The following is a 21886-nucleotide window of genomic DNA, read 5'->3' as shown; positions in this document are numbered from 1 at the left end:
AAGTTACACGAATGTAAGCATTGAATGTAAGCATTCGTGTAACCGGTATCACTAACAAACCAGGAATACTCCAGAATACGATGAAAGGATAGGCTATGGAACAACTCGTAGTCGAGAAGTCAGAAGTCAAGGACCAGGCAGGAATTGACTCCGTCAAGGTAGAAAAACGAGATGGCCGCGTTGTTCCTTTTGACTCTGTCAACATCATCCATGCTATCGAAGCTGCTTTTAAAGCTGTTGATGAAGAAGTTGGCCCTGAAGAAGTCCGTCTGATTGAGCAGATGACTCAGCGCGTAGCCTCCTCTATCACCGGCCGTTACAACGGTCCTGTTCGGATTGATGATATTCAGAGCCTGGTAGAGCACGAGCTGGTTAATGAGCATCTCTATGACATTGCCAAGGCTTACACCTCCTATCGTCTGGATAAGGATATCAAACGCGCCAAGGCCTCCGACGTCAATGAAGCCATCAAGAAGCTGGTCAACAAGGATGAGAGCCTGGTTCGGGAAAACGCCAACAAGGACAGCAACGTTTATGCTACACAGCGCGATCTGCTTGCTGGAACTGTCAGCAAGGCTTCCGCTATGAACATGCTTCCTGCAGATGTGGCGAATGCCCACATCAAGGGCGATATCCACTTCCACGATGCCGATTATTCTCCTTTTACGCCTATGACTAACTGCTCTCTGCCTGATTTTGGCGACATGCTGAGGAACGGCTTTGAGCTGGGCAATGCCATGATGGATTCCCCTAAATCTATTGGTACTGCTGCCACCCAGATTACCCAGATTATTAAGGACATTGCCGGCAGCCAGTACGGTGGTCAGACTGTGAACCGGGCAGATGAGATGCTGGCCGAGTACGCTAAGCTTGATTACAACAAGAATCTTGACACTGCCCGGGCTCTCTTCCCCGAAGGTGAAGACATTAATCTTGCCCGGACTGTTGTTCAGGGTTTCAAAGACCGTGAGCCAAAGTGGCTGCACTTTGAGAACCGTCAGCCTCTGCCCATGGATGAGCCTTTCCACGAGGATGCCGATCCCCTGGAGCAGGTGCGCGAAGTCTACGCCAAGATTATGACCCGTAAGAACATCTACGATGCTATGCAAACTATGGAGTATCAGATTAACTCCAATCGGGTCAGCAATGGTCAGACTCCTTTTGTGACTGTTGGCTTTGGCCTGGGCACCGATTGGTTCGCCCGCGAAATTCAGCGTGCTATCTTCCTGATTCGGATCCGTGGACTGGGCAAGGATAGGCACACAGCCATTTTCCCCAAGCTGGTCTACACCGTTAAGCATGGCCTGAATGATAAGCCCGGGACTCCTAACTACGACATGAAGCAGATGGCCCTGGAGTGTGCTACCAAGCGCATGTATCCCGACATTGTTTTCTATGAAAATATTGTCAAGATTACTGGATCCTTCAAAGCTCCCATGGGCTGCCGCTCCTTCCTCAATAACTGGACTGACCCGGAAACTGGCGAAGACGTTGAAGACTCTCGCATGAATCTTGGAGTTGTTTCTGTGAACATTCCCCGCATCGCCCTGGAATCCCACGGAGATAAAGAACGTTTCTGGAAGATCTTCGATCAACGGATGGAAGTAGCTCATGAAGCCCTGCAGTTCCGCATCAAGCGTTGCAAGGAAGCTACCCCCATCAATGCTCCTACCCTCTTTGAGCATGGTGCTTTTGGCCGTTTGAAGCCAACGGATAATGTCGATACCCTCTTTAACCGCAGCCGTTCCACCATCTCCCTGGGATATATTGGTCTCTATGAAGCTACAGCCATGTTCTATGGTAAGGACTGGATGACTGATCACTCCTGGGATCCAGAAGGAAAAGAGTTTGCTCTGGAGATCGTTCGCCGCATGCATAACCTTTGTGTTCAGTGGGACAAGGAAGAAGGTTACCACTACTCCGTCTACTCCACTCCTGCAGAGAGTCTGACCGACCGTTTTGCACGTATGGATAAGGAAAAGTTCGGTATTGTGGAGGGTGTCACCGATCATGACTTCTACACCAACTCCTTCCACTATCCAGTCTGGCTCCGCCCCACTCCTATGGAAAAACTTTCCTACGAGCGCGACTTCCCTTACCTGGCAAACGGTGGTTTCATCAACTACTGTGAGTTCCCGTCGCTTCAGCAGAATCCTAAGGCTCTGGAAGCTGTCTGGGATTATGCCCACAACATCGGTATTGGTTACCTGGGGACTAACACCCCTATCGATCACTGCTTCGAGTGCGGCTTCGAAGGAGACTTTGAACCAACTGAAAACGGATTCAAGTGCCCCGAGTGCGGCAACTCTGATCCTGAGAAGTGCAATGTTACCAAGCGCACCTGCGGTTACCTGGGTAACCCCGTTCAGCGCCCCATGGTTCATGGCCGTCATGAGGAGATTGCTCACCGCGTCAAGCATATGGCGGGCGAAACCGGCCATGTTACCCTGGCTAACGGCACCGTTAAGGAATGGTGGGACGACGCTAAGTAAAGCGGCCCCAGCTCGATGACTCATGGTCATCCTCCTAACCCCTAAAATTTAAAAATACAATCTCATGTGAGGCGGCTCCTTTCGGGTCGCCTCAAACCATTTATAACTCAGAAAATCCACTAAAAATCCCTGGCTGGGGATCTCCAGCCACCCTGTTTATCCCGGAAAGAAGCTGCATATGAAAGATGGATTCAGGAAAACTAAACCTCGCAACACCAGCAGCACAGTGGAAGGGACAGCTTCAGCGGCTTCCTCCGCAACCGCAAGGCCTGTTCCTGCCGGGACTGCCTCTGCCGAAACAGCTCTGGCAGAGGCCACTGCAACCGCCTCCGGTAAGACTCGAACCAGGAAGAGCGCCCACCGCGATTTTGCCAAGGGAGAGACCGGAAGAGGCCCCAGCGTTCCCAGCAATCTAACCAACAACCCTAAAGCAGGCCAATGGGATGGACGATCCATGAGCCGCAACATGATTGCCGATTATAAAAGGTTTGTTGTGACTGATGGTGAAGGCATTCGCTGCTCCCTATATGTCAGCGGCTGCCCCTTCCACTGCGATGAATGCTACAACTCTTCCATTTGGGACTTCCTTGCAGGACATGAATATTCTCAAGAATTGGAAGATCAGATTATCAAAGATCTCTCTCTGGATTATGTGCAGGGACTGACCCTTTTGGGCGGCGAACCCTTGCTTAATACTCCTATGCTCCTTAAGCTGACCAACCGTATTCGTAAGGAATTCGGCCATAACAAGGACATCTGGTGCTGGACAGGATATACCTGGGAAGAATTGATGCGTCCAGGTGAGACAGAGGACAAACTGGACCTCCTAAAGAATGTTGACATTCTTGTTGACGGGCGATATATCAAAACACTTCATGATTCCCTCCTCCAGTTCAGGGGATCCAGCAATCAACGAATTATTGATGTTCCTCGAAGTCTGGAAAGCGGAAAAGTCACCCTGTGGGACAAAATCCATGATCAGGAGCGATTCATCCCTGAGATGTACGGGAAGGACCGCTCCATAGCCGACGATAGGGAAAACGGGTAAAACAGTTACCTCTTTTTTTCGTCAGTTTTGATCCTTATAGAGCATAAAACCAATATAGAAGGCCAAGCCGGCAAAGCAAACCAATAAGACAGCAATCACAGCTGCTCCAGATACTTGACTACCGGTTTGAGCTAGAGCAGGTTTAATATGCCTAAGAGGATGAGCCTGAGGCAGGGCAGGTTTATGAGGCCGACCAGGCTGAACAGGCTTGTGAGGTGTAGGCCTGACAGTCGTCTGCTCATGCCGGGCTCCAAGAACATGAGAAACAATAATATGCCCTTGAGCAGTCCACAGGGTTGCCTTCCAATAAACGATTCCAGCAGTGGCAGTCCTGACTTGGGGGCTGACAACCGTACAAGTGCGGATCCCAGTCTTATCTGCACTGGTGCAGGATTGAAGGTTCAGTGGCACCTTTATCTCATCCAGCAGCTTGCGAGCAGATACAGAGGGGGAACCTGGAACAGCATCATAAACGGTAAACGTTACATAAGAATCATCTTTAAAAGTCCCTCTTACCTGAGCAGTATCATGGAAGTTCTCCCCTGGCTGAACTGTCTCTTTACTGACCCAGGTATTAATGGTGGCATGATCTGACGGCTTGTCATGGTCAAAGACCCTGGTCATTTCCCACTCGTCACCATAAGCTGACTGGGCAGGCATAACCCTGCTGTCTCCTTTGAAAACATAGACAAAAACGTAATAACCGTGTTTTGTGGCGTTTATGAAAACGGGCTTGCCATAAGCATCTGGAGCCCCGCCTCCTACCCGAACCTGGCCATTACGAGCCGGATAAGTCCAACTTCCCACCAGTTCATGGTGAGAATCACGCTGAGGAAGAGTCAGTCCCTGAGGTTTATAAGCACTGTCATTTTTCTGATCGGACCTATTGCCAGACCAGTAAAGGTATACCTGAGCATATTTATTATCTGCACTATAGCCCAAGACAGAATCTCCGGAATAAGAACCATGGTCAGACGGGAAACCAGCAATCGTAATCGAATCAGTCAAAGTGCTGCCGGTCAAAGCTGTGTGTTCTGCCACTGTCGATTCCACCGAGACTCTGTTCCGCATAGAAACAGTCTCCTGCGGCTCCAAAAAATCAGACACTAAATCAGCCTGCAGATAACTTTGTCCATCGACAGTCTGATCAGCCCGGGCAATAATCCACACCCAGGTGCCAAAGCTTCCGTCATGCCGGGCCTGATACGCCTGGCCACTACCATCAGGCCGAAGAGTTGCCGTGACGGTCTCCTTCTGATGAGATTCGGTAAAAGTCGCTTTCCCGTACCCGCTGGGTTTAAACCCCTTCTGTTCCAGCTGAAGAAGAAAATCCTTCCCGCTCTGACCAACAGCCGGAGAGATGATCCTTTTAAGATCAGCCTGATGAAGTCGGTCGAAATAGTAACCTGAAGCCTTCAACTCCAGACCTCGCGGCCAGGACTCACCGGAAGGTGTCTTTATGGTCACCATATCAACAGCGTGCATACCTTCATCAAGTGTCCGCGACTGGGTTTTGGTACTGATTTCCGGCATGAAAGATTTGCGAGCGCTGAAGGTTATCCCGGCAAAGGTTGCTTCTACCCCTTTCCCAGTCCGCAGGTAATCTTGATCGCTGCTCAGCCTTTCCAGACTGCCTGTGCGCGCTTGAGCTGAAACAGATACCTGGCCATCACCATCTGCTGTCCAGGTAATATCAAGAGGGTGCGACTGGGTAGTTACAGTAATTGTTTTCTTGCCTGTTTTATCAAAAACTCCTGGTCCTTTCAGAGTCACAGTAAGCGGAAGACCCGCAAGAGCCTGACCACTGGAGGAAAGAATCTGAGCATGGAAAACTCCTCGCCTATGAGCTTCAGTATAGGTGTTATTCACTGTGAAATGAGATGGGTTGGCCTTCTCAGCCTCATCCCACAGTTTTGTCATCATAGGAGCAACGGCAGGATGGTCTTTCAGAAAATATGCCCGGCGATGAGCCCACAGCCCCTTATCCCGTGATTCAAACCGATCTTTGATAAGGGCTGCGATTGCCGCGTGAATAACAGGATCAGCCTTGTCTTGGTATTTGTGGGCCAAGTAAGCAATCTTTCTAGAATCGGGACTGTCTTTCTGCTCCTTACTATCCGTGTAAGAAAACCCTTCATGCACGCCGGTTTCAATACAATAAGCATTTCTACCCTGAGCATCCCGGGCAATAACCCCCAGGTAATAAGGCAGTCCGTCAATAGTACTGACCAGATAGAATTTATCCGACGGTTTGGTCAAAGTACCACTCTGGGCATAAGCCTTTCCGGGACTGGCAGTCAAAGCTACCGCCAGCATAGACGAAGCAATGATCAGTGCTATTACAGCAGCGAGCAGTGTCTTTAATTTCTGCTGGTATAGCGACCAATCCCGCCAGAGGCGCATCTGCAGGTTATGAGACTGCAAAGAGTGTCTGTAGTTTTTTATCATTTTTCTCCTTCGTTGCAACCGCAGCATTCTATAGATGTGAGTCTGGCTTGTTCCAGACTCTGCATCCACTATGACAGGGAAGAAAATTTTTCGGAAGAAAAAATACCAATGTGGTCGAATGTGGAAAACACGCTTCATCGCAATCTTGCAAGGAGAAGGCAAGAATGTTATAAAGTTAAGCACCGGGCAGCAAATAACATAAGTATATGATTCCTGATGTTTCTCCAATGAGTAAGATAGGAAGTACGCAAGTAATGCGATTTTTAGTGAAAGGGAGATTATGGCAGCGACAGCACAATCTCAGTCTGAGAGGGAATCACCTGCAGAAGCAGGAGTAAAAAAGAGGACGAGAGCGCGTAAAGCCCAGTCCCACACTCAACCAGTCTCTGCAGCACACACTGGTGCCAAAAAGTCAATCTCACGAGCCGGGAGCACCACGGAAAGCTTAAAAAGCAGCAGGAAAAACGGCGGGAAAAGCGGTCTGAAAAGCTCAAAGACTGGCAAGAGCAAGAAATCAGCTGCCGCTTCCCCCTTCGACCGGAAAAATCCCCAGGAGTTTGGCCGGGTCAATGTTATTAACGTTTCTCCCCAGACAAGCAATGGTTTCCTTCCCCGAGTTGAGATTGGCGAATTGGTTGATGTTCAGGCCAATGTTTTTATTGAGGGGCGGACACGTGTGGGAGCCAGCGCCGTTGTTTACACCAAAACCGGTGCTCTCTTCCAAAGAGTTCCCTTAACCTGCACTGTTGCAGGGCTGGATCAGTGGAATGGTACTGTTCGCATGGGAAAGGCAGAATTAGCACTTCCTTGGGAGGAAGGCTTCGCTGCTGTGCAGCGACGGTTAGGAATCTGGAAGCTGGTGGTTGAAGGTTGGCAGGATACCTATGCAACCTGGCTGCATGATGCCCGGATTAAAATCGCTGCCCATGATGACCAGGAGAATGTTCTCGATGAAGGACAGGAAATCCTTAAACGCTGGGCTGCTAGCAAAGACGCCCACCTGACTGTCGCAGAGAAGAAAACTCTCCGCTTAGCCATTGCCCTCATCGATGATGACACCATGACGTATGATGACCGCTTGGCAGCAGCCGACAACAGTGATCTCCATGCCCTCCATGACCATAAACCCTTACGGGAAGGGATCAGCGAATCTAACCCTGTGAACTTTATGGTTGAACGTCCGCATTCCAGCTTTGCTTCCTGGTATCAGTTCTTCCCCCGATCAGAAGGCGCTTATGTAGATGACAAAACAGGAAAAATTGTTCAGGGGAATCTCAGAACAGCCCTAACCGGTCTAGACAGAGCCAAAGCTGAGGGATTTTCCATTGTATATCTCCCTCCTATCTTCCCCATTGGGGTTACCAACCGCAAGGGTAAGAACAACGCCTTGACTGCTACTGAAGATGATCCAGGCTCTCCTTTCGGCATTGGCAGTCAGCTGGGCGGACACGATACAGTTGATCCTCTCTTAGGGACCATGGAGGACTTCGAGAATTTTGTTGCTTATGCCCATAAGCTGGGGTTGGAAATTGCCCTTGATTTTGCCCTCCAATGTTCCCCTGATCATCCCTGGGTGAAACAGCATCCAGAATGGTTCAAGATCAAGCCTGATGGCACTATTGCCTTTGCTGAGAATCCTCCCAAGAAATATCAGGATATTTATCCTATTGATTTTGAAAAAGATATGCGTGGGATAGAAAAGGAAGTTGAAAGAATACTCCTTTTGTGGATTAGTAAGGGAGTGACAATTTTCCGCGTTGATAATCCGCATACTAAACCGGTGCGGTTCTGGCAGGATGTCATTACTGCTGTAACCAAGAAACATCCTGAGGTCCTCTTCCTGGCTGAAGCTTTTACGCGCCCGGCCATGATGCGGTCCTTAAGCTTTGCAGGCTTTACCCAATCTCACTGCTACTTCCCCTGGCGCAATACCAGCGAAGAGCTGAACGAGTATCTGGCTGAGACAAACAGCAACCAAGCGTTCTTCCAGCACAATACTTTCTGGCCCACTACTCCCGATATTCTTACTGCTTATCTGAGAGACAACGGAATTGCCGGGCATGCTGTGCGTGCTGTACTTGCCGCTCTGGGAAGTCCCAGCTGGGGTATTTATAACGGGTATGAGCTAATTGAAAATGTTCAGTGCGGTCAGTTTGAAGAGCCCAACGACAACGAAAAATATGAAATCAAGATTCGTGACTGGCAAAAGGCAGATGATTATGGAATTAGCGAGCTTTTGACCAGGCTCAATCAGATTCGCAATGCCCATCCAGCAACACGGACTTATCATGATTTGCATGTTTTACCCACAGCCAATCCTGCTCTGGTTGCCTTTTACCGACACCTGCCAGCGAACCTGTCAGAAAACGGCACAGCAGATACGGTGATTGTAGTGGTCAATTTGGATGGGCACAATGCTCAGCAGGGCAGTGTTCATATTGAACCATCGGCATTGGGTCTGCAGGGAAGCGAAATCCGGGTTCATGATGAACTTACCGGTCGCAACTTCACCTGGAGCTATGACAATTACGTTTCTCTAGCGCCCTGGGCTGATGTTGCCCATGTTCTCACAGTCCGGCAGCAGGATGCCCCTGCTCCCCGGAAGAGCAAACGCTAGGATTGTGTCACATGAGGATTGTCAGGAGTTAATTTATTTGCAATCACCAATAAGCAATCCGCTCAATACCGTATAATTAGGGCGGAAAGTGCCGGCAAACATTGCCTTGCATTATGCACCAAGCATGTTGTATTGCCTGCGCTTGAAGCCGCACCAGAAGCAACTATCAAAGGAGTAAAAATGGCAGAGACATTTGATGTTTTGGTGGAGATCCCCCAGGGCTCTCATAACAAGTACGAAGTTGACCATGAGACTGGCCGTATTAAGCTGGACCGCATCTTGTTCACTTCCATGGTTTATCCCGATAACTATGGATATATTGACGGCACCCTGGGCGAAGATGGAGATCCTCTGGATGCCCTGGTCATGCTCCCTGAGCCGGTCTTCCCCGGCTGCACAGTGGAATGCCGCGCTGTTGGTCTGTACCACATGGTTGACGAAGCTGGCGGCGATGACAAGGTTCTGTGCGTACCCGCCGATGTCCGTTTTGACAACATTAAAGACATCAATGACGTTTCTGATTTTCACAAAGATGAAATTGATCATTTCTTCAATCAATACAAGGCTTTAGAGCCTGGCAAGGAAGTTAAGCCCGGCTCATACTGGACTAATGCTGCCAAGGCTGAGGAAGAAATTGTCGCAGCCCGCAAGCGCCTTGCTGAGTCAGAAAAATAGAATTCGTTAAGGAATTCGTTAAGGCAGAGAGCAGAACCCGACTAGGTGCAACTGAAAATACTGCCTGATTTTGCAAGAAGCAAAACATGATGGGGGGCAATTCAACAGAACTGTCCCCCTAATTTTTACCTTCGCCTAGCAAAGAAACCTGTTTACACATAGTACCAAAACGGAAGGCTCAAAGGCGAAAGACTCACAAAGTGGAAGATTCACCGTTGAGAGGAATGACAGAACGGACAATTGCAGTAATAGCGTACTCTGTGTAATCAGCTAATTTGACATTCTTCCTATCTAACAACCATTGGAGCTGCAGGCCGTCCATCACAGCAAAAATAGCAGAACTAGCCATAAAGGCATCATTAATATTCTTGATTTGTCAGTTTAAGTTAGACGTGTGTGTTGGGTATTCGGTTGATACTTGTATTGGTGTTTTATAGTTTAGACTCTTACGAGGAATACTATTACGGTAGTGAGTCACGCTACTAATAAAAGCTTGTGATAGGCCTGTGAAATCTTTCCTTTTAGTCAACCCATCACGGCGTAAGAGCCCGTTTGAGTTCTTGTTTAATCCACGCTGTCCTGGGCATCCTGGGTCTGCGAAGAAAATATCAATATTATGCTTATTGGGAACAGTTTTCCAGTTCGAGAGTTCTTTACCACAATCACATGTCATAGACTTAAATATATGACGAGGCAGCCCGGTCATCCACGTATCTAAAGCATGCTCCATATCACAGGCGGTTCTTCCTTGTGTTTCTAATGCGATAATAGCTTTCGACTGTCTTTCTCCTAGGGTAAGGATACAACTTTTGTGGTGAGCTCCCACGATAGTATCGCCTTCCAAGTGACCGAACTCGTTACGATAATGGGGAAAGAGCTGACCGCGTTCTTGAAGATGTCTACGGAAAATGTAGCGTCCACCACGCTTATCTTTGACACCGTTACGGTGGCGTTTACCTTTCCATGGAAGAGTAGTCTTATCAAACACGCCATCCTGAGCACGCCTATACAACGTGCTTGCAGAATAGGGTAACTCTTTGTTCAAGACTCCGGTGATCACATCGAAACTCCATCCCTTGTGTAAAAGGTCTACTATCATTTCGTAATGATGGGGATGTATCTTCAGGAGTTTTCTGCCACACTTCTTTTTGTTTGCTTGATACTGCTGGTAATACGTGTACGCAGTGGAACCGTTCTTGAAACGGGAGATGACGGTATAAATAGTTTGCCGGCAGCGTTTCAGATGGTGAGCAATGAGGGTAACAGGAACACGCGCATTCCAGTAGGCTTCTATCATTGCTAACTCAGTCATGATAAGGTGTGTATACGCCATGCGTGTTAGCTTTCTTCGATTAAAGAATGGATTTTTACTCGAACCTAACACACATGATCTCTATCTAACCTAAACTGACAAACCAGGATTTCAAAACTTTTTGGTCAATACTTTTCGGTTTGGGGATAAAGAACACTTGATAATGATCACATAAATAGTTCATAAAACTTAAGCTGTTAATCACAGCATGTTCGACAACTATAATTTTTTGAGGCTTTTTTGGCCTTTATCAAAGAGTGCGGTAACTTTTTCAAAATAGTGTTTATCTAATAGATAGTCATTATGCCTCATTTTCAGCCCCCGTTTCTATTTTGAACTCGGTTAAAAAGTCATACATATATTGCGTTCGTCGTTGCGCTTCCTCCTTTCCAGTTCTTGTATTCATTAAGCCCGCCAACTTTAGTAGTTTTTCATAAAAGTGATTAATGGTCGTTCCTTTGTGCTTACGGTAATCATCATGATTCTTAAATTTCATGACTAATATGCGGGGATTATATATTTCCTGACCAGCATGGCCGCCATAGGCAAATGCGCGCGCAATTCCAATCGCGCCTAAAGCGTCAATCCTATCAGCATCTTGGACGCATTTACCTTCGTCAGAAAGCCGATAGTGATGTTCAATGTTTTTAGAATACGACATATGTTGAATAATGTTCCAAATGTCATTGTTAGCCTTAGTTGAGATGTTTTCTTTTTCGAGTAAAGCCTGCACTTCTTTTAGCCGAGTATTCATATTCATTGTAATTTTCTCATCTATGGTATCATGTAAATAACTGGCAGCTTCGACAATGTAAAGGCCCTCGGCTGTTATTTTTGAGTCATAATCCGCTCTATAGATTTTTGTAGCTGTTTCTGCAACTCTTTGCGCATGTAAATAATCATGGCCGGTTGGATCATAGGCCATATTTTTCTTAGAAAACAATTTTATATCATTCATACTCATATATATCTAGCTCCTTAATGTATTTTTTGGTGTTACAAAGTAAAGTGTTAATATAATAACAGCAATTAAAAACAAAATAAAGAAGTTAAGTTCCAATCCTTGCTTGGTTCCTAATATATCCTTTCACCCACATAAAATGAGAATTCACTAAGAACAAAAACCAGACCACATCAGTAGTGAGCAGGATAATCAAGGTTAGCAGCTTCCCGCGCAAAAGTGTCTAAGAAAAAAACTCTTTTTCCTTTATTAGGATAATGTAGAGATTCCAGAATTCGTTTTTATCAGGAAAGAAGGAGATTCCCTCGTAAATTTTCTTTACAACTCTCATACGTCATCTTCTATCAAATCATAATAACCAAGGAATCGATAAATCAAACTAAAGCCAATCATTGATTTCTGTTTCTGTGGGATACTTCCTGAAAAAATATCTCCACCAAGTGAGATTAGTCTGTCCATATCCCCCCGCTCACGGACAGTTGTTAATGTATTGCGTGCACCTGACTAGGCTTGAAATTGTCCAGACTATTTAATTCGACTTTATATTCCATTTCATTTTTATAGTACCAATCGAGTATAGCCCGTCTGTTTGAATGCCATCCAGCAAGCGTTTTGACTCATCTTTTTTAATAGTTTTGTTTTTAACTCCTCAAAAAAGGCTGTCTAGCTTCTTGTCTAGTCGCCTTTTTAATCGTATTTTATCGGAGTGGTTTTCACCTTTAAAGGATTGTTTTCTAAATTGTTCTGCATACTTCAAGAATCCTTCTTAGGTTGATAATATAAGAGTCCCCAATAATCAATCAAATCTTTGACCAGTTCAAAATCGTAAAACGATAGGTAGAGTTCTTCATAACCAACTGGGTAGCTCCTTGCTTGAAGAGGACGATTGAATTTATCAGGAACATTGAGTGGTTTATATTTGTCCAACGATGACATCAAAATCAACTCCGTTTCGTTCACAAATTTCTTCTGCTAGTTTCGTATGATTGTTACTCAAATAGGCTTCAGAATTTGTGCCCGATCCTCATCATCGCATAAACATGTTGAATAGAGTGCCAGATTCGCTCCCTTGGAATGACCTCCCACATAGTACAACCCATTGTATCTGAGGGCATCATGTAAATATTTCAATGCTTTTTTCTGAGCAGACGTTACGCTGAAGCTGATCATGAAATCTTCTTTCCAGCCAACAACAGAATCATCTGTTCCGCGAAAAGCAAGGTATCGAACTGGTGCTCCTTCCTCCTTCGCCTCACTAGCCTCATCAGCTTCACTAGCCTGCGTTCTGAAGGCCATTGCTACAAACTGTTCATCCTCTTCCGAGCTGAAAGTGGTTTGCCAATTTTCCAGGACAACCCCCGAAAAGCGCTTGCTTCTGCAAACCAGGTCAAAAAAACGTTCCGCCTCAGCAGCATTTCCAAGTCCGGTGTTTTTAAATTTACCGGTCTGATAAAGCCGTGAATGAAGCTCGCGCAATGTCATTTCTTTTTTATCACTCATCGGAAGGTCTTCAATATTCGCGTATGCTAATTGAGAAAAGACCATGCCGTCAAAAAGATTAAGCGGACTTTTATCAAAAGTTACAGTACCACACCACCATATGTAGTCAGAAAGGTTATTGTGATACACGCAGGTAGCTCCTATTTTATTGCAGTTAATACTCTGAGTCAGCTTAACACCCGGAGTCGGTTTAATTATAACAAGTAGTTAAGCAAAAATCTGCATTCACCTGCCTAATTTCAACGATTTGTAAAGACATCGTTATCTTGCTTCATAATAGAGATATGACTTCACAGATAGACAATGCAAACTCACGGGAAGACACTACTGCCCTTTCTGAGATGAATGAGGAAAATCGAGCCAACGGGACCTGGACCCGTATGCTTCAAGGCAACAAACGCTTTGCCCAGGGAACCAGCGAACACCCCTGGCAAGACGCAGAAACCAGGCGATCCTTACTACAGGGGCAAAATCCTCAGGCAGCAATCCTTACCTGCTCTGATTCTCGGGTCCCCGCAGAAATCATTTTTGATCAGGGGCTTGGCGATCTTTTTACCGTGCGTACTGCAGGAGCAACCATCGATCAGGCCGGGCTGGAATCACTGGAATATGCAGTTGATCATCTTCATGTGAGCATCATTGTAGTTTTAACTCACCAGGGCTGCTCCATTCTGCAGGAAGCCGCAGCATCAGTGCAAAAGGATGATGCAGTATCACAGGACCCTCAGGACACTGCGGCGGCTGCTTCCATCGGAACCGATAAAGCCACCTCTTCCATGCCGTTCACTATGAAGCAGGCCTTAAAAACCATTGAAATTGCGCATAAAGCAGAAATCACCAATCCCAATGATATTGAACGCATTCACATTTCCATGCAGATCGAGCGTCTGGTTGATCAGTCTGAGGTGATCCGCCAGGCCCTGTCTCAAGAAAAATTGAAGATTATCGGTGCCCGCTATGTTATGACAAACGGCCTGGTAGAAGTTCTCAGCTTCTAGATTGGCTGCATAAGGAATAAACATGTCTTCTTTATGGCTTGACATTATTTTCATCATCATATTTATGCTGGTTGGCTCGATTTTCTCGGGCACCGAGATGGCTCTCATTTCCCTCAGGGCTTCACAGATTGAGCAGCTAGAGCAGCAGGATGAGCGCGGGGCCAGAGTGGCTAAAGTAGCCCGGGATCCTAACAGGTTTCTGTCTACCGTTCAATTAGGCGTCACCCTAGCTGGCTTCCTGTCAGCATCCTTTGGAGCGAATGCCATCGCTCCCTACCTGACTCCCGTGTTTGTCCGCTGGAGAATGCCTTCCGGTTTTGCCAGCGGCCTGTCAATGGTTGTTTTGACCATTCTGATTTCCTACTTTTCCATTGTTATTTCTGAGCTGACCCCTAAACGTATTGCCCTCCAACAGCCTGTGAGAATCGCCCGCGCCGTGGTTCCGGCAGTTGATGCTATAGCTACTGCCTGCGCCCCCTTAATCTGGCTGCTGAGCAAGAACGTCAACGGCCTAGTCCGTATCTTAGGCTTTGACCCCAATGAAACAGAGAGTGAAGTCAGCGATGATGAGCTGCGGGTTCTGGTATCTTCTAATCAGCAACTAGGAAAAGATGAACGGGTCATTCTGGATGATGTTTTTGATGCATCAGAGACAATTGTAGCCGAGGTTATGCGGCCCAGGGCTGATGTTACCTTCCTCAGCGGCGATACACCCCTAGACCAGGCGGCTCAGTTTGTACGCGATATGCCTTACTCCCGCTACCCTGTCACCGGTAAGGACTTTGATGACGTTTTGGGCTTTGTCCATGTCCGCGATCTTTTGGATGTCCGTGACCCTCATGCCCGTACAGTTGCTGATGTGGTCAGAGAAGGAATTAGCCTTCCCGGCACGTCAAAGATACTTCCCTCCATAAGTCTTCTGCGCAAGCGGGGAATTCATCTGGCAATTGTTATTGATGAGTACGGCGGCACCGACGGTATTGTTACTTTGGAAGATATGACCGAAGAACTGGTGGGCGATATTCGGGATGAGTATGATTTGCCGGATCGGGAACAGGGAAAACCGGCTACCGCATTCAAAGATGGGGCTTTGGATGTTGAGGGAGGAATGACCCTAGAAGACTTTGCCGATATTTCCGGGATCGAGCTGGAGGACGGACCCTATGAAACCCTGGCCGGATATATGCAGGCTCACAGTGGCCAACTCGGCTATGTTGGCCAGGAACTGCAGATATCTGGTCCAGATCGGGATGCCCATGATACGGCCGAAACAGACCCCTCTGCTTCCGGAAACAGCGGATTTACCATGACCATTACAGCCATGGATGATCGCCGTATTCAAACCATTCAGATCCGCCGTTCTAAAATGTGATCTATCCAACAAAAGAGGAATTCGACCGGCTGAACCGGAATTCCCTTCTGTGACATCTGGTTGTCCTTACTGCAACCAATACAATCCGGAGAATAAGAATATACGGAGGTTTAGCATGGAACTTAATTATACAAATCCAGGCTTGGATGAAGAGACCAGCCAGAAGATTATTGCTATTTTGCAGAATCGTCTCAGCCAGGAGCAGGAAGCAGGCCTTATCCTCAAGCATGCACACTGGAATATGAAGGGTAAGAACTTTATTGCCGTGCATGAAATGCTGGATCCAGAAGTTGATTCTGTCCTGGGACAGGCAGATGAAACAGCCGAGCGCATCTCACAGCTGGGAGGCTGGTCAGATGGACGGGCCGACGGTATTGTAGCAAATCGCACCTGGGAAACCTTCAATGCCAAAGGTTCTCTGGATACTGCCGATTATTTGCAGGCATTGATTACTTATTATGTCTCCTTCATCGAAAATGACCGCAAAGCTATCGCAGAATTGGACCAGCTCGATGTGATTAGTTCCAACATAATTCAGGACCACGTTCAGGCCCTGGAAAAGTTCCTCTGGTTCATGCGTGCCCATCTGGCATAAAGTCTGGCGCAAAGAGAGATTCTCTCCAATAGGCCTTGTAGGAATATATCTTGTATTTCTACAAGGCTTTTTGTATACTAAAAACAACCGCTAAAACTGAGAAAAAGGAGTTTCTATGGGCGGCCTCGTAACTCTAATTATTATTCTTGTTCTTGTTTTGTGGGTCTTTTTATCAGGACTGTACGTTGTTCCCCAACAAAGAGCCTACATTATTGAGCGCTTCGGTAAGTTTCTAAAGGTCAGTGGTGCCGGTATCCATGTGAAAGTCCCTTTTGTCGACCGGATTGCCACCAAGACCAGCCTCAGAGTCAATCAACTCATGGTCAAGGTAGAAACCAAAACCTTGGATAACGTTTTCGTAACCGTTGTGGTCTCTACTCAGTTCCGGGTTGAAGCTCAGAATGTTGCTAAAGCCTATTATGAGCTGCAAGACCCTGCCGGACAGCTGCGTTCCTACATGGAAGATGCTTTAAGGAGCGCTATTCCTATGCTGACCCTTGACGATGCTTTTGCCCGCAAGGATGATGTTGCCTCTGATGTTCAAAAAACAGTGGGGGCCGAAATGGCTCGTTTTGGCTTTACTGTTGTCAAAACCCTGATCACCTCTATCGATCCTTCCAACCAGGTGAAGGCTGCCATGGATTCTATCAACGCAGCTCAGAGGGAAAAAGAGGCTACCCGCGAACGGGCAGAAGCCAATCGTATTGCCATTGAGACTCAGGCAGCTGCGGAAGCTGAGCGGACCCGCCTCCAGGGTGAAGGACAGGCGAACTACCGACGTGAGATTGCCAATGGTATTGTTGACCAAATCAAGAGCCTGCAGGCTGTGGGCATGAATATCGATGAGGTCAATAATGTGGTTTTGTTCAATCAGTATCTTGATGTGATGCGATCCCTGTCCGAATCCAAGAATGCCAAGACTGTTGTCCTGCCTGCATCTACTCCCGGAGGTTACGGAGAACTCTTTACCCAGATGACCAACTCCATGGTTTCTGCTCAGGAAGCGCAGAATACCACCACTTTAGGCGGCAGTGATACTGGCAGCTCAGCCCGGTAAAACTGACTCTTAAACAGGAGGTGCTAGTAAAGGATACAGCGATTAAGCTCTCGTCTCCTTCTCCTCCAATCGGGCAGATATCTGTTCATACGGCCACGGAAACCTTCTCCGTGGCCTTTTTCATACAAGTGGGTCAGCTCATGCACCACCACATACTCAATCAGATCGTTGGGAAGGACAGACAGGGCAAGGTTGAAACGGATTCTCCCTGTCGTCGGAGTGCAAGATCCCCACCTCGATGTCATCAGACGCAGGGTAACAGTTGAAGGGGCTCGACCCAGCAGAGCTGTATAGGCAGTCAGATAGTAGTCAATTATGGGAGCCAGGCGCTGCCTGGCAGTTTCCTTTTCCTCTGAGTCCCATTGACTGACAGGAAGAAGACAAGGGTAAGGTTCTCCAGCAAATCCACAATCATCCCCCCGGCTTGGATCACGAGTCTGCGCCTGGTGAAAAAGAGCCATCTGCTTATCAATCCAGGCTTGATGCAGGCTGATAAATTCTCGGATGGAATCTTCAGAAGCTCTGAGAGGGGCAGTTACTACAATACGGCCCAGGGGAGGCTTGACCCTCAGATACATATTCTTATTACCAGCACGGCGGATGAGACTGATTTCTTGGCCCTCAAGTCCCTCAATCCCTTTAAGCCCCTCACGATCTTCGAGACCCATGCTGCTTGTAAGACTGTCACGATGGGTCAGGCCGTCACTACCATCGCGAGTCTTAAGGGTAAACGTCGGATCAGATTCCACTCTTTTACCAGACTCTCCGCCTCGTTTTTGGCCAGATTGCAGCTCAGACTTCCGATTTCTATCCCAATTTTGGTGATTCCCGTGCCCCCATATCATGCTTTTATTGTGACACACCGCGACTACGAATGGAGTTGACCTGTTCCAGAGGTGGTTGTAGTATGACTCTTTGTGCGGTGATAGCCGGATTAATCCCTATAATCGCATAGATGGGCCCATAGCTCAGCTGGTTAGAGCGCATCCCTGATAAGGATGAGGTCGGAGGTTCAAGTCCTCCTGGGCCCACTTTGCTGAGTAATAGCAAATCCTTGGGGGTATGGCGCAGCTGGTAGCGCATCTGCTTTGCAAGCAGAGGGTCAGGGGTTCGAGTCCCCTTACCTCCACTCAAAGGTTTTATACGAGCCTGCTTTAAAAGCCAATTTTATGCTTTTCTCGGTTATATTCCACCATTGTGAGCATCTTTTTCCTATAGGCATCAAAGATTAAAACGTGCAGAAACATGTTCAAGCATGCTGAACATGTGGGGTAAAAAGTAGGGTACCATGAGACGATAATATGCCAGGTTTTTCGGCTACGGACGGGGTAGGAAGATTCAGACCGGATCACCAACCAACCACTTAATGAACGTAACCAGCTTCATGGGCTTCACGCATAATCAGGGCTGTATCATCCACACTCATCCCCTCAAAACTGCTGACAGACATAAATTGTCCCCCTTCTTCAGCAAAGGCTGTGCTAGTCTCCCCAATTTTCCTGACCACAACGGCTCCGGTCTGACTGGCGGATTTGAGACCAGGAGCAGAATCTTCAAAAATCAGGCAGCGGCCCATACTTTTCTTATCCTCAGGGTCAATCCCCAGCAGACTTGCTGCAGCAAAATAAGGATCTGGCAGAGGCTTCTTCCGGTTATCAGGCAGGGAATCATCACAAATGAAACCGGCAAAAGTGCCCTCCGGTGTCTGAGAAACCAGGTTTTCAACCAAAATTCTGGGAGAGCCGGTCACCAAAAGACAAGGAATCCCAGCCTGATGAATTCTGCCAATAAACTCCTGGGCACCGTCAATCCAGGGAAGTTGAACTGCTTCCCGCTGATGCACATAAGATACCATGGCATCAATGGTCTCCTCCTGACTGAGGGGAAGTCCCAGATTAATGAGAGCCTGAGCCACATACGCCAGAGAAGTGCCTTGAAGTCTGGCGGACAGACCGGCCGGCCAGGCAATGTCATACTTCTTCATGATGGCTCGCTCCGACTGAGCCCACAAAGGTTCAGAATTGATGATGGTTCCATCCATATCGAAGAAGACGGCCTGAGGGCCATACTGTGCCATTTCCACCATAATCCTCCTGGAAGTGATCAGGGAAAGCTGCCCGCAGTGAATCACTGGGAAGACATCCGAGGGAAACGAATGATAGGCAGCCAGTTTCCTTTCGCCTTGATTCTACAGGGCACTACAGAATAGGACACTACAGAATAGGAGGAGAATCTGTCTGTGGGCTAGGTCACAGCGAAAAATGGAATAATGCTTCCTTCCCTTTGTTGCCTCATATGGATCGGCCCGGCTTGACCGGCCGCTCGCAGCCGCAAACACAATCTTACTTATTTTGATCTGTAAAGGAGATCCCCATGGCAAAGATCCTCATGGTTGTTGGTTCCAACCGCACGAATTCTTACAATCGTCAGCTGGCTGACGCCATTGTCAAAGAAATTGGAGACCGAGCAGAGGTAAGCTTCCTGGATTATAGGAATGTGCCTCTTTTCAACCAAGATGAGGAATTCCCCGCTCCGGAATCTGTGCAGGAAGCCCGAGCAGCTTTTGATGCCGCTGATGGCATTTGGGTAGTGACCCCCCAGTACAACGATTCCTACCCTGGCCTCGTGAAGAATCTGCTTGACTGGATGTCCCGTGCCACCGAGCAGGGTGTCATGGAAAGCGCTTCCACCCAGGGAGCCAAACTAACTATCAGTTCCGCAGCTGGCAATACTGCCGGCGCCGCAGTAATTGAAAAGGCTAAAGAGCTGGGCGAATTTATTGGCATGAAGGTTATGGCTGATCCTGTTGCCGGTATTGCCCTCAGCGGGGAATCATGGCAGACCGGGAACCTGATATTAAGCGACAGTGACAAGAAGGCTGTTGCTGATCAGGCTGCAGCTTTCCTTGATTTCATCGCTCAGTAAACAAGCTGCAATAGCCATACAATGCTCATTCAATAGTTAATAGCCACAGCCTGGAAGAATAGAAGACTGGAAGAATAGAAAAACAGCTACAGCACCAGGCTGTGTGCCACTCTGGGCTATTTTTGTTCTACTTATTCTACTTAGTCTTCCCTTTCCGCTTTAAATCTCTGTTTTTGCGCATAATATCAATAACAATCCAGCAGGAAAGAACAAAAGCAACAATATATCCCATAAATCCAATGACAGGTATGCCGAAGACCACGGGCTTAATACGGGCAAAGTAGACAATGGAAGAACCTACATAAAGGCCCACAACAATTAAGGCAATAGTCAGGCGATCGACCATGAAAGACAACTGTCGCAGAGGTTCCTCTGAGCCGACCAATTCCAGATTAGTTTTCAGCTGTCCCCGAGTCAGCATGCGGGCAGCGGTTCCCGCCTCTGTCATGGCGTTCAAAGCCCCATAAAGAGCAGTCTGCGACTCCAGACCAAGCTTTGTGGCTTCCTGTTTCACATAGTCTGCTGGCTTCACTGAAGAAATCACATGGGACGTAATAATATCAATAATGTTTGCCTGAGGCATCAGCTGATTCACTAGTCCTTCCAGAGTCACCAGACTACGGGCAACTGTGGTGATGGAGCCAGGAAGTTTAAGCTTGTTGCGAGACGCCAACTGCATCATAGACATAATGAATTTGCCTATATCTAGATCATTTAAATCAACAGTCCCAAAATCAGAGATGATTAGATCAATATCTGCCAGCAAAGCAGCATTATCCACCTGCTGACCGCTGGAAGAAATATCAGCCAGACGCAGCAGACCCTCCTCCAAGGTCACCGAATCCTTGCGAGGAACAGCAAAAATCATCTGTCTAAGAATGGACCGCATCTCTGAACTGATACGGCCTACCATGCCCAAATCAATCAGAACTATCTGACCGCCACGAATGATGATATTGCCTGAATGGGGATCGGCATGGAAAAAACCTTTATCGAGAACTTGAGTGGCATAATTATCCACCAGTTTGGTGCCGATTTCTTCAAGATCATACCCCTCTTTTCGCAGAGCTGCGAAATCAGAAATAGGAATGCCATCAATATAATCCATGACCACAATGTGCTGGGTACACAGGTGCATGTAGGGACGAGGGCAGTCCATATAAGCATAATCATTAGCGAAGGCTTTGAACTCCTGGAGATTTTTCGCTTCTACTGTAAAATCGGTTTCCGACTGGAAAGTTTCCCAGAGCTCATCTACCACACCCATAAAATCAATAATCTGACTGTTCTGAGAGGCTATTTTCGTCGCAGCATTAGCGACAAAACGAATGATCTCAATATCCTGGGCCATGGTCTCCTTTACACCAGGCCGCTGGACTTTAATGGCAACATCTTCCCCTGTAATCAAAGTCGCCCTGTGCACCTGAGCCAGAGAAGCAGATCCTAAAGGTTGGGGGTCAATAAAAGAAAATACCTTGTCTATCGGGCAGTGATACTCATGCTCCACTGTGGCCTTCACCAGATTAAAGGGCATAGGATCGGCATCAGATTTCAGCTTAGCCAATTCATTGCAGTATTCCTCGGAAAGAATTTCTGATCGCATGGAAAGAATCTGCCCTACTTTAACGAAGGTAGGGCCCAACTCTTCCAGAGCCATGCGGAGTTTAGCCGGAGTCATACTTCGGGGAATATCATACTTATGAGTTATTCCCGCGATTTGCGCCAGCCTTTTGGCTCTTCCCTGACGGCGGTTCTGAGACCAGGCAGCGGACGATATGTCTGCTGCCTGATCATCCGAAACCGGCTTATCCGCCATCTGAGCATCCGTCTGCCCGGCATCAGCAGAATCAGAAGGCTGCTGAGAATCTAACTGCTCGGAAGTCATC

General features: G+C 47.5%; 18 protein-coding genes and 2 tRNA genes. 11 read left to right on the top strand and 9 right to left on the bottom strand.

Features of this window, described 5'->3' with window-relative positions; genetic code table 11:
* Positions 1-95: 95 nt before the first annotated feature.
* Positions 96-2492: an anaerobic ribonucleoside-triphosphate reductase gene (nrdD, locus tag SCIP_RS00740; RefSeq protein WP_006292581.1), complete on the top strand. Its 2397-nt coding sequence runs from the start codon at positions 96-98 to the stop codon at positions 2490-2492.
* Positions 2493-2670: 178 nt separating this feature from the next.
* On the top strand, positions 2671-3540 hold the full coding sequence (gene nrdG / locus SCIP_RS00735; protein WP_081442789.1) for an anaerobic ribonucleoside-triphosphate reductase activating protein: 870 nt from the start codon (positions 2671-2673) through the stop codon (positions 3538-3540).
* 21 nt (positions 3541-3561) lie between these two features.
* Here the strand turns inward: nrdG and SCIP_RS00730 are convergent, their stop codons facing one another.
* On the bottom strand, positions 3562-5988 hold the full coding sequence (locus SCIP_RS00730) for a cell wall anchor protein (RefSeq protein WP_115672860.1): 2427 nt from the start codon (positions 5986-5988) through the stop codon (positions 3562-3564).
* Positions 5989-6268: 280 nt separating this feature from the next.
* On the opposite strand from SCIP_RS00730, the gene SCIP_RS00725 reads away from it, so the two are divergent.
* Positions 6269-8605: a maltotransferase domain-containing protein gene (locus tag SCIP_RS00725; protein ID WP_006292578.1), complete on the top strand. Its 2337-nt coding sequence runs from the start codon at positions 6269-6271 to the stop codon at positions 8603-8605.
* A gap of 180 nt (positions 8606-8785) precedes the next feature.
* On the top strand, positions 8786-9280 hold the full coding sequence (locus SCIP_RS00720; protein ID WP_006292577.1) for an inorganic diphosphatase: 495 nt from the start codon (positions 8786-8788) through the stop codon (positions 9278-9280).
* A gap of 193 nt (positions 9281-9473) precedes the next feature.
* Here SCIP_RS00720 and SCIP_RS08020 read toward each other — a convergent pair whose 3' ends face one another.
* The 5 genes from SCIP_RS08020 to SCIP_RS00700 all read right to left on the bottom strand — a co-directional run bounded on the left by SCIP_RS08020 (position 9474) and on the right by SCIP_RS00700 (position 13182).
* Entirely contained in the window at positions 9474-9629 is a 156-nt protein-coding gene (locus tag SCIP_RS08020; protein ID WP_006292576.1) for a hypothetical protein, read from the bottom strand.
* Between the two features lie 27 nt (positions 9630-9656).
* The gene (locus SCIP_RS00715) at positions 9657-10613 is read right to left on the bottom strand and encodes an IS30 family transposase (protein ID WP_006292575.1); all 957 of its coding nucleotides are present in this window, start codon (positions 10611-10613) and stop codon (positions 9657-9659) included.
* A gap of 280 nt (positions 10614-10893) precedes the next feature.
* Positions 10894-11556 carry an HD domain-containing protein gene (locus SCIP_RS00710; RefSeq protein WP_040590402.1) on the bottom strand — a complete coding sequence of 221 codons (663 nt, stop codon included), beginning with the start codon at positions 11554-11556 and terminating at the stop codon, positions 10894-10896.
* 750 nt (positions 11557-12306) lie between these two features.
* Positions 12307-12489 carry a hypothetical protein gene (locus SCIP_RS08120; protein ID WP_196792684.1) on the bottom strand — a complete coding sequence of 61 codons (183 nt, stop codon included), beginning with the start codon at positions 12487-12489 and terminating at the stop codon, positions 12307-12309.
* Between the two features lie 57 nt (positions 12490-12546).
* Positions 12547-13182: an Mbeg1-like protein gene (locus SCIP_RS00700; RefSeq protein ID WP_040590399.1), complete on the bottom strand. Its 636-nt coding sequence runs from the start codon at positions 13180-13182 to the stop codon at positions 12547-12549.
* A 155-nt stretch (positions 13183-13337) separates the two neighbouring features.
* Here SCIP_RS00700 and SCIP_RS00695 point away from each other — a divergent pair, with 155 nt between their 5' ends.
* The 4 genes from SCIP_RS00695 (at position 13338) to SCIP_RS00680 (ending at position 17075) form a co-directional block, all read left to right on the top strand.
* Positions 13338-14051, top strand: a complete 714-nt coding sequence (locus SCIP_RS00695; protein WP_006292572.1) for a carbonic anhydrase — start codon at positions 13338-13340, stop codon at positions 14049-14051.
* A 22-nt stretch (positions 14052-14073) separates the two neighbouring features.
* Positions 14074-15423, top strand: a complete 1350-nt coding sequence (locus SCIP_RS00690; RefSeq protein WP_006292571.1) for a hemolysin family protein — start codon at positions 14074-14076, stop codon at positions 15421-15423.
* Positions 15424-15538: 115 nt separating this feature from the next.
* A complete protein-coding gene (locus tag SCIP_RS00685) occupies positions 15539-16018 on the top strand; it encodes a Dps family protein (protein WP_006292569.1) in 480 nt (159 codons plus the stop codon).
* A 115-nt stretch (positions 16019-16133) separates the two neighbouring features.
* Complete coding sequence (locus SCIP_RS00680) at positions 16134-17075, top strand: SPFH domain-containing protein (protein ID WP_006292567.1); 942 nt, start codon at positions 16134-16136, stop codon at positions 17073-17075.
* Positions 17076-17098: 23 nt separating this feature from the next.
* Here SCIP_RS00680 and SCIP_RS00675 read toward each other — a convergent pair whose 3' ends face one another.
* On the bottom strand, positions 17099-17824 hold the full coding sequence (locus tag SCIP_RS00675; RefSeq protein WP_006292566.1) for a M48 family metallopeptidase: 726 nt from the start codon (positions 17822-17824) through the stop codon (positions 17099-17101).
* A gap of 208 nt (positions 17825-18032) precedes the next feature.
* Here SCIP_RS00675 and SCIP_RS00670 point away from each other — a divergent pair.
* Both SCIP_RS00670 and SCIP_RS00665 read left to right on the top strand, forming a co-directional pair.
* A tRNA-Ile gene (locus SCIP_RS00670) sits at positions 18033-18106 on the top strand.
* 25 nt (positions 18107-18131) lie between these two features.
* A tRNA-Ala gene (locus tag SCIP_RS00665) sits at positions 18132-18204 on the top strand.
* A 234-nt stretch (positions 18205-18438) separates the two neighbouring features.
* On the opposite strand, the gene SCIP_RS00660 is transcribed toward SCIP_RS00665, so the two are convergent.
* The gene (locus SCIP_RS00660; RefSeq protein WP_231287943.1) at positions 18439-19161 is read right to left on the bottom strand and encodes an HAD family hydrolase; all 723 of its coding nucleotides are present in this window, start codon (positions 19159-19161) and stop codon (positions 18439-18441) included.
* Between the two features lie 287 nt (positions 19162-19448).
* Between SCIP_RS00660 and SCIP_RS00655 the strand changes: the two genes are divergently transcribed.
* The gene (locus SCIP_RS00655) at positions 19449-20000 is read left to right on the top strand and encodes an NADPH-dependent FMN reductase (protein WP_006292564.1); all 552 of its coding nucleotides are present in this window, start codon (positions 19449-19451) and stop codon (positions 19998-20000) included.
* Positions 20001-20136: 136 nt separating this feature from the next.
* On the opposite strand, the gene SCIP_RS00650 is transcribed toward SCIP_RS00655, so the two are convergent.
* On the bottom strand, positions 20137-21885 hold the full coding sequence (locus tag SCIP_RS00650; RefSeq protein WP_006292563.1) for an ABC1 kinase family protein: 1749 nt from the start codon (positions 21883-21885) through the stop codon (positions 20137-20139).
* Between the last annotated feature and the right edge of the window lies 1 nt (position 21886).

This window comes from Scardovia inopinata JCM 12537, assembly GCF_001042695.1.
Lineage (GTDB): Bacteria > Actinomycetota > Actinomycetes > Actinomycetales > Bifidobacteriaceae > Scardovia > Scardovia inopinata.
The sequence above is the reverse complement of the archived record's forward strand: the minus strand, read 5'-3'. Positions and strand labels throughout refer to the sequence as shown.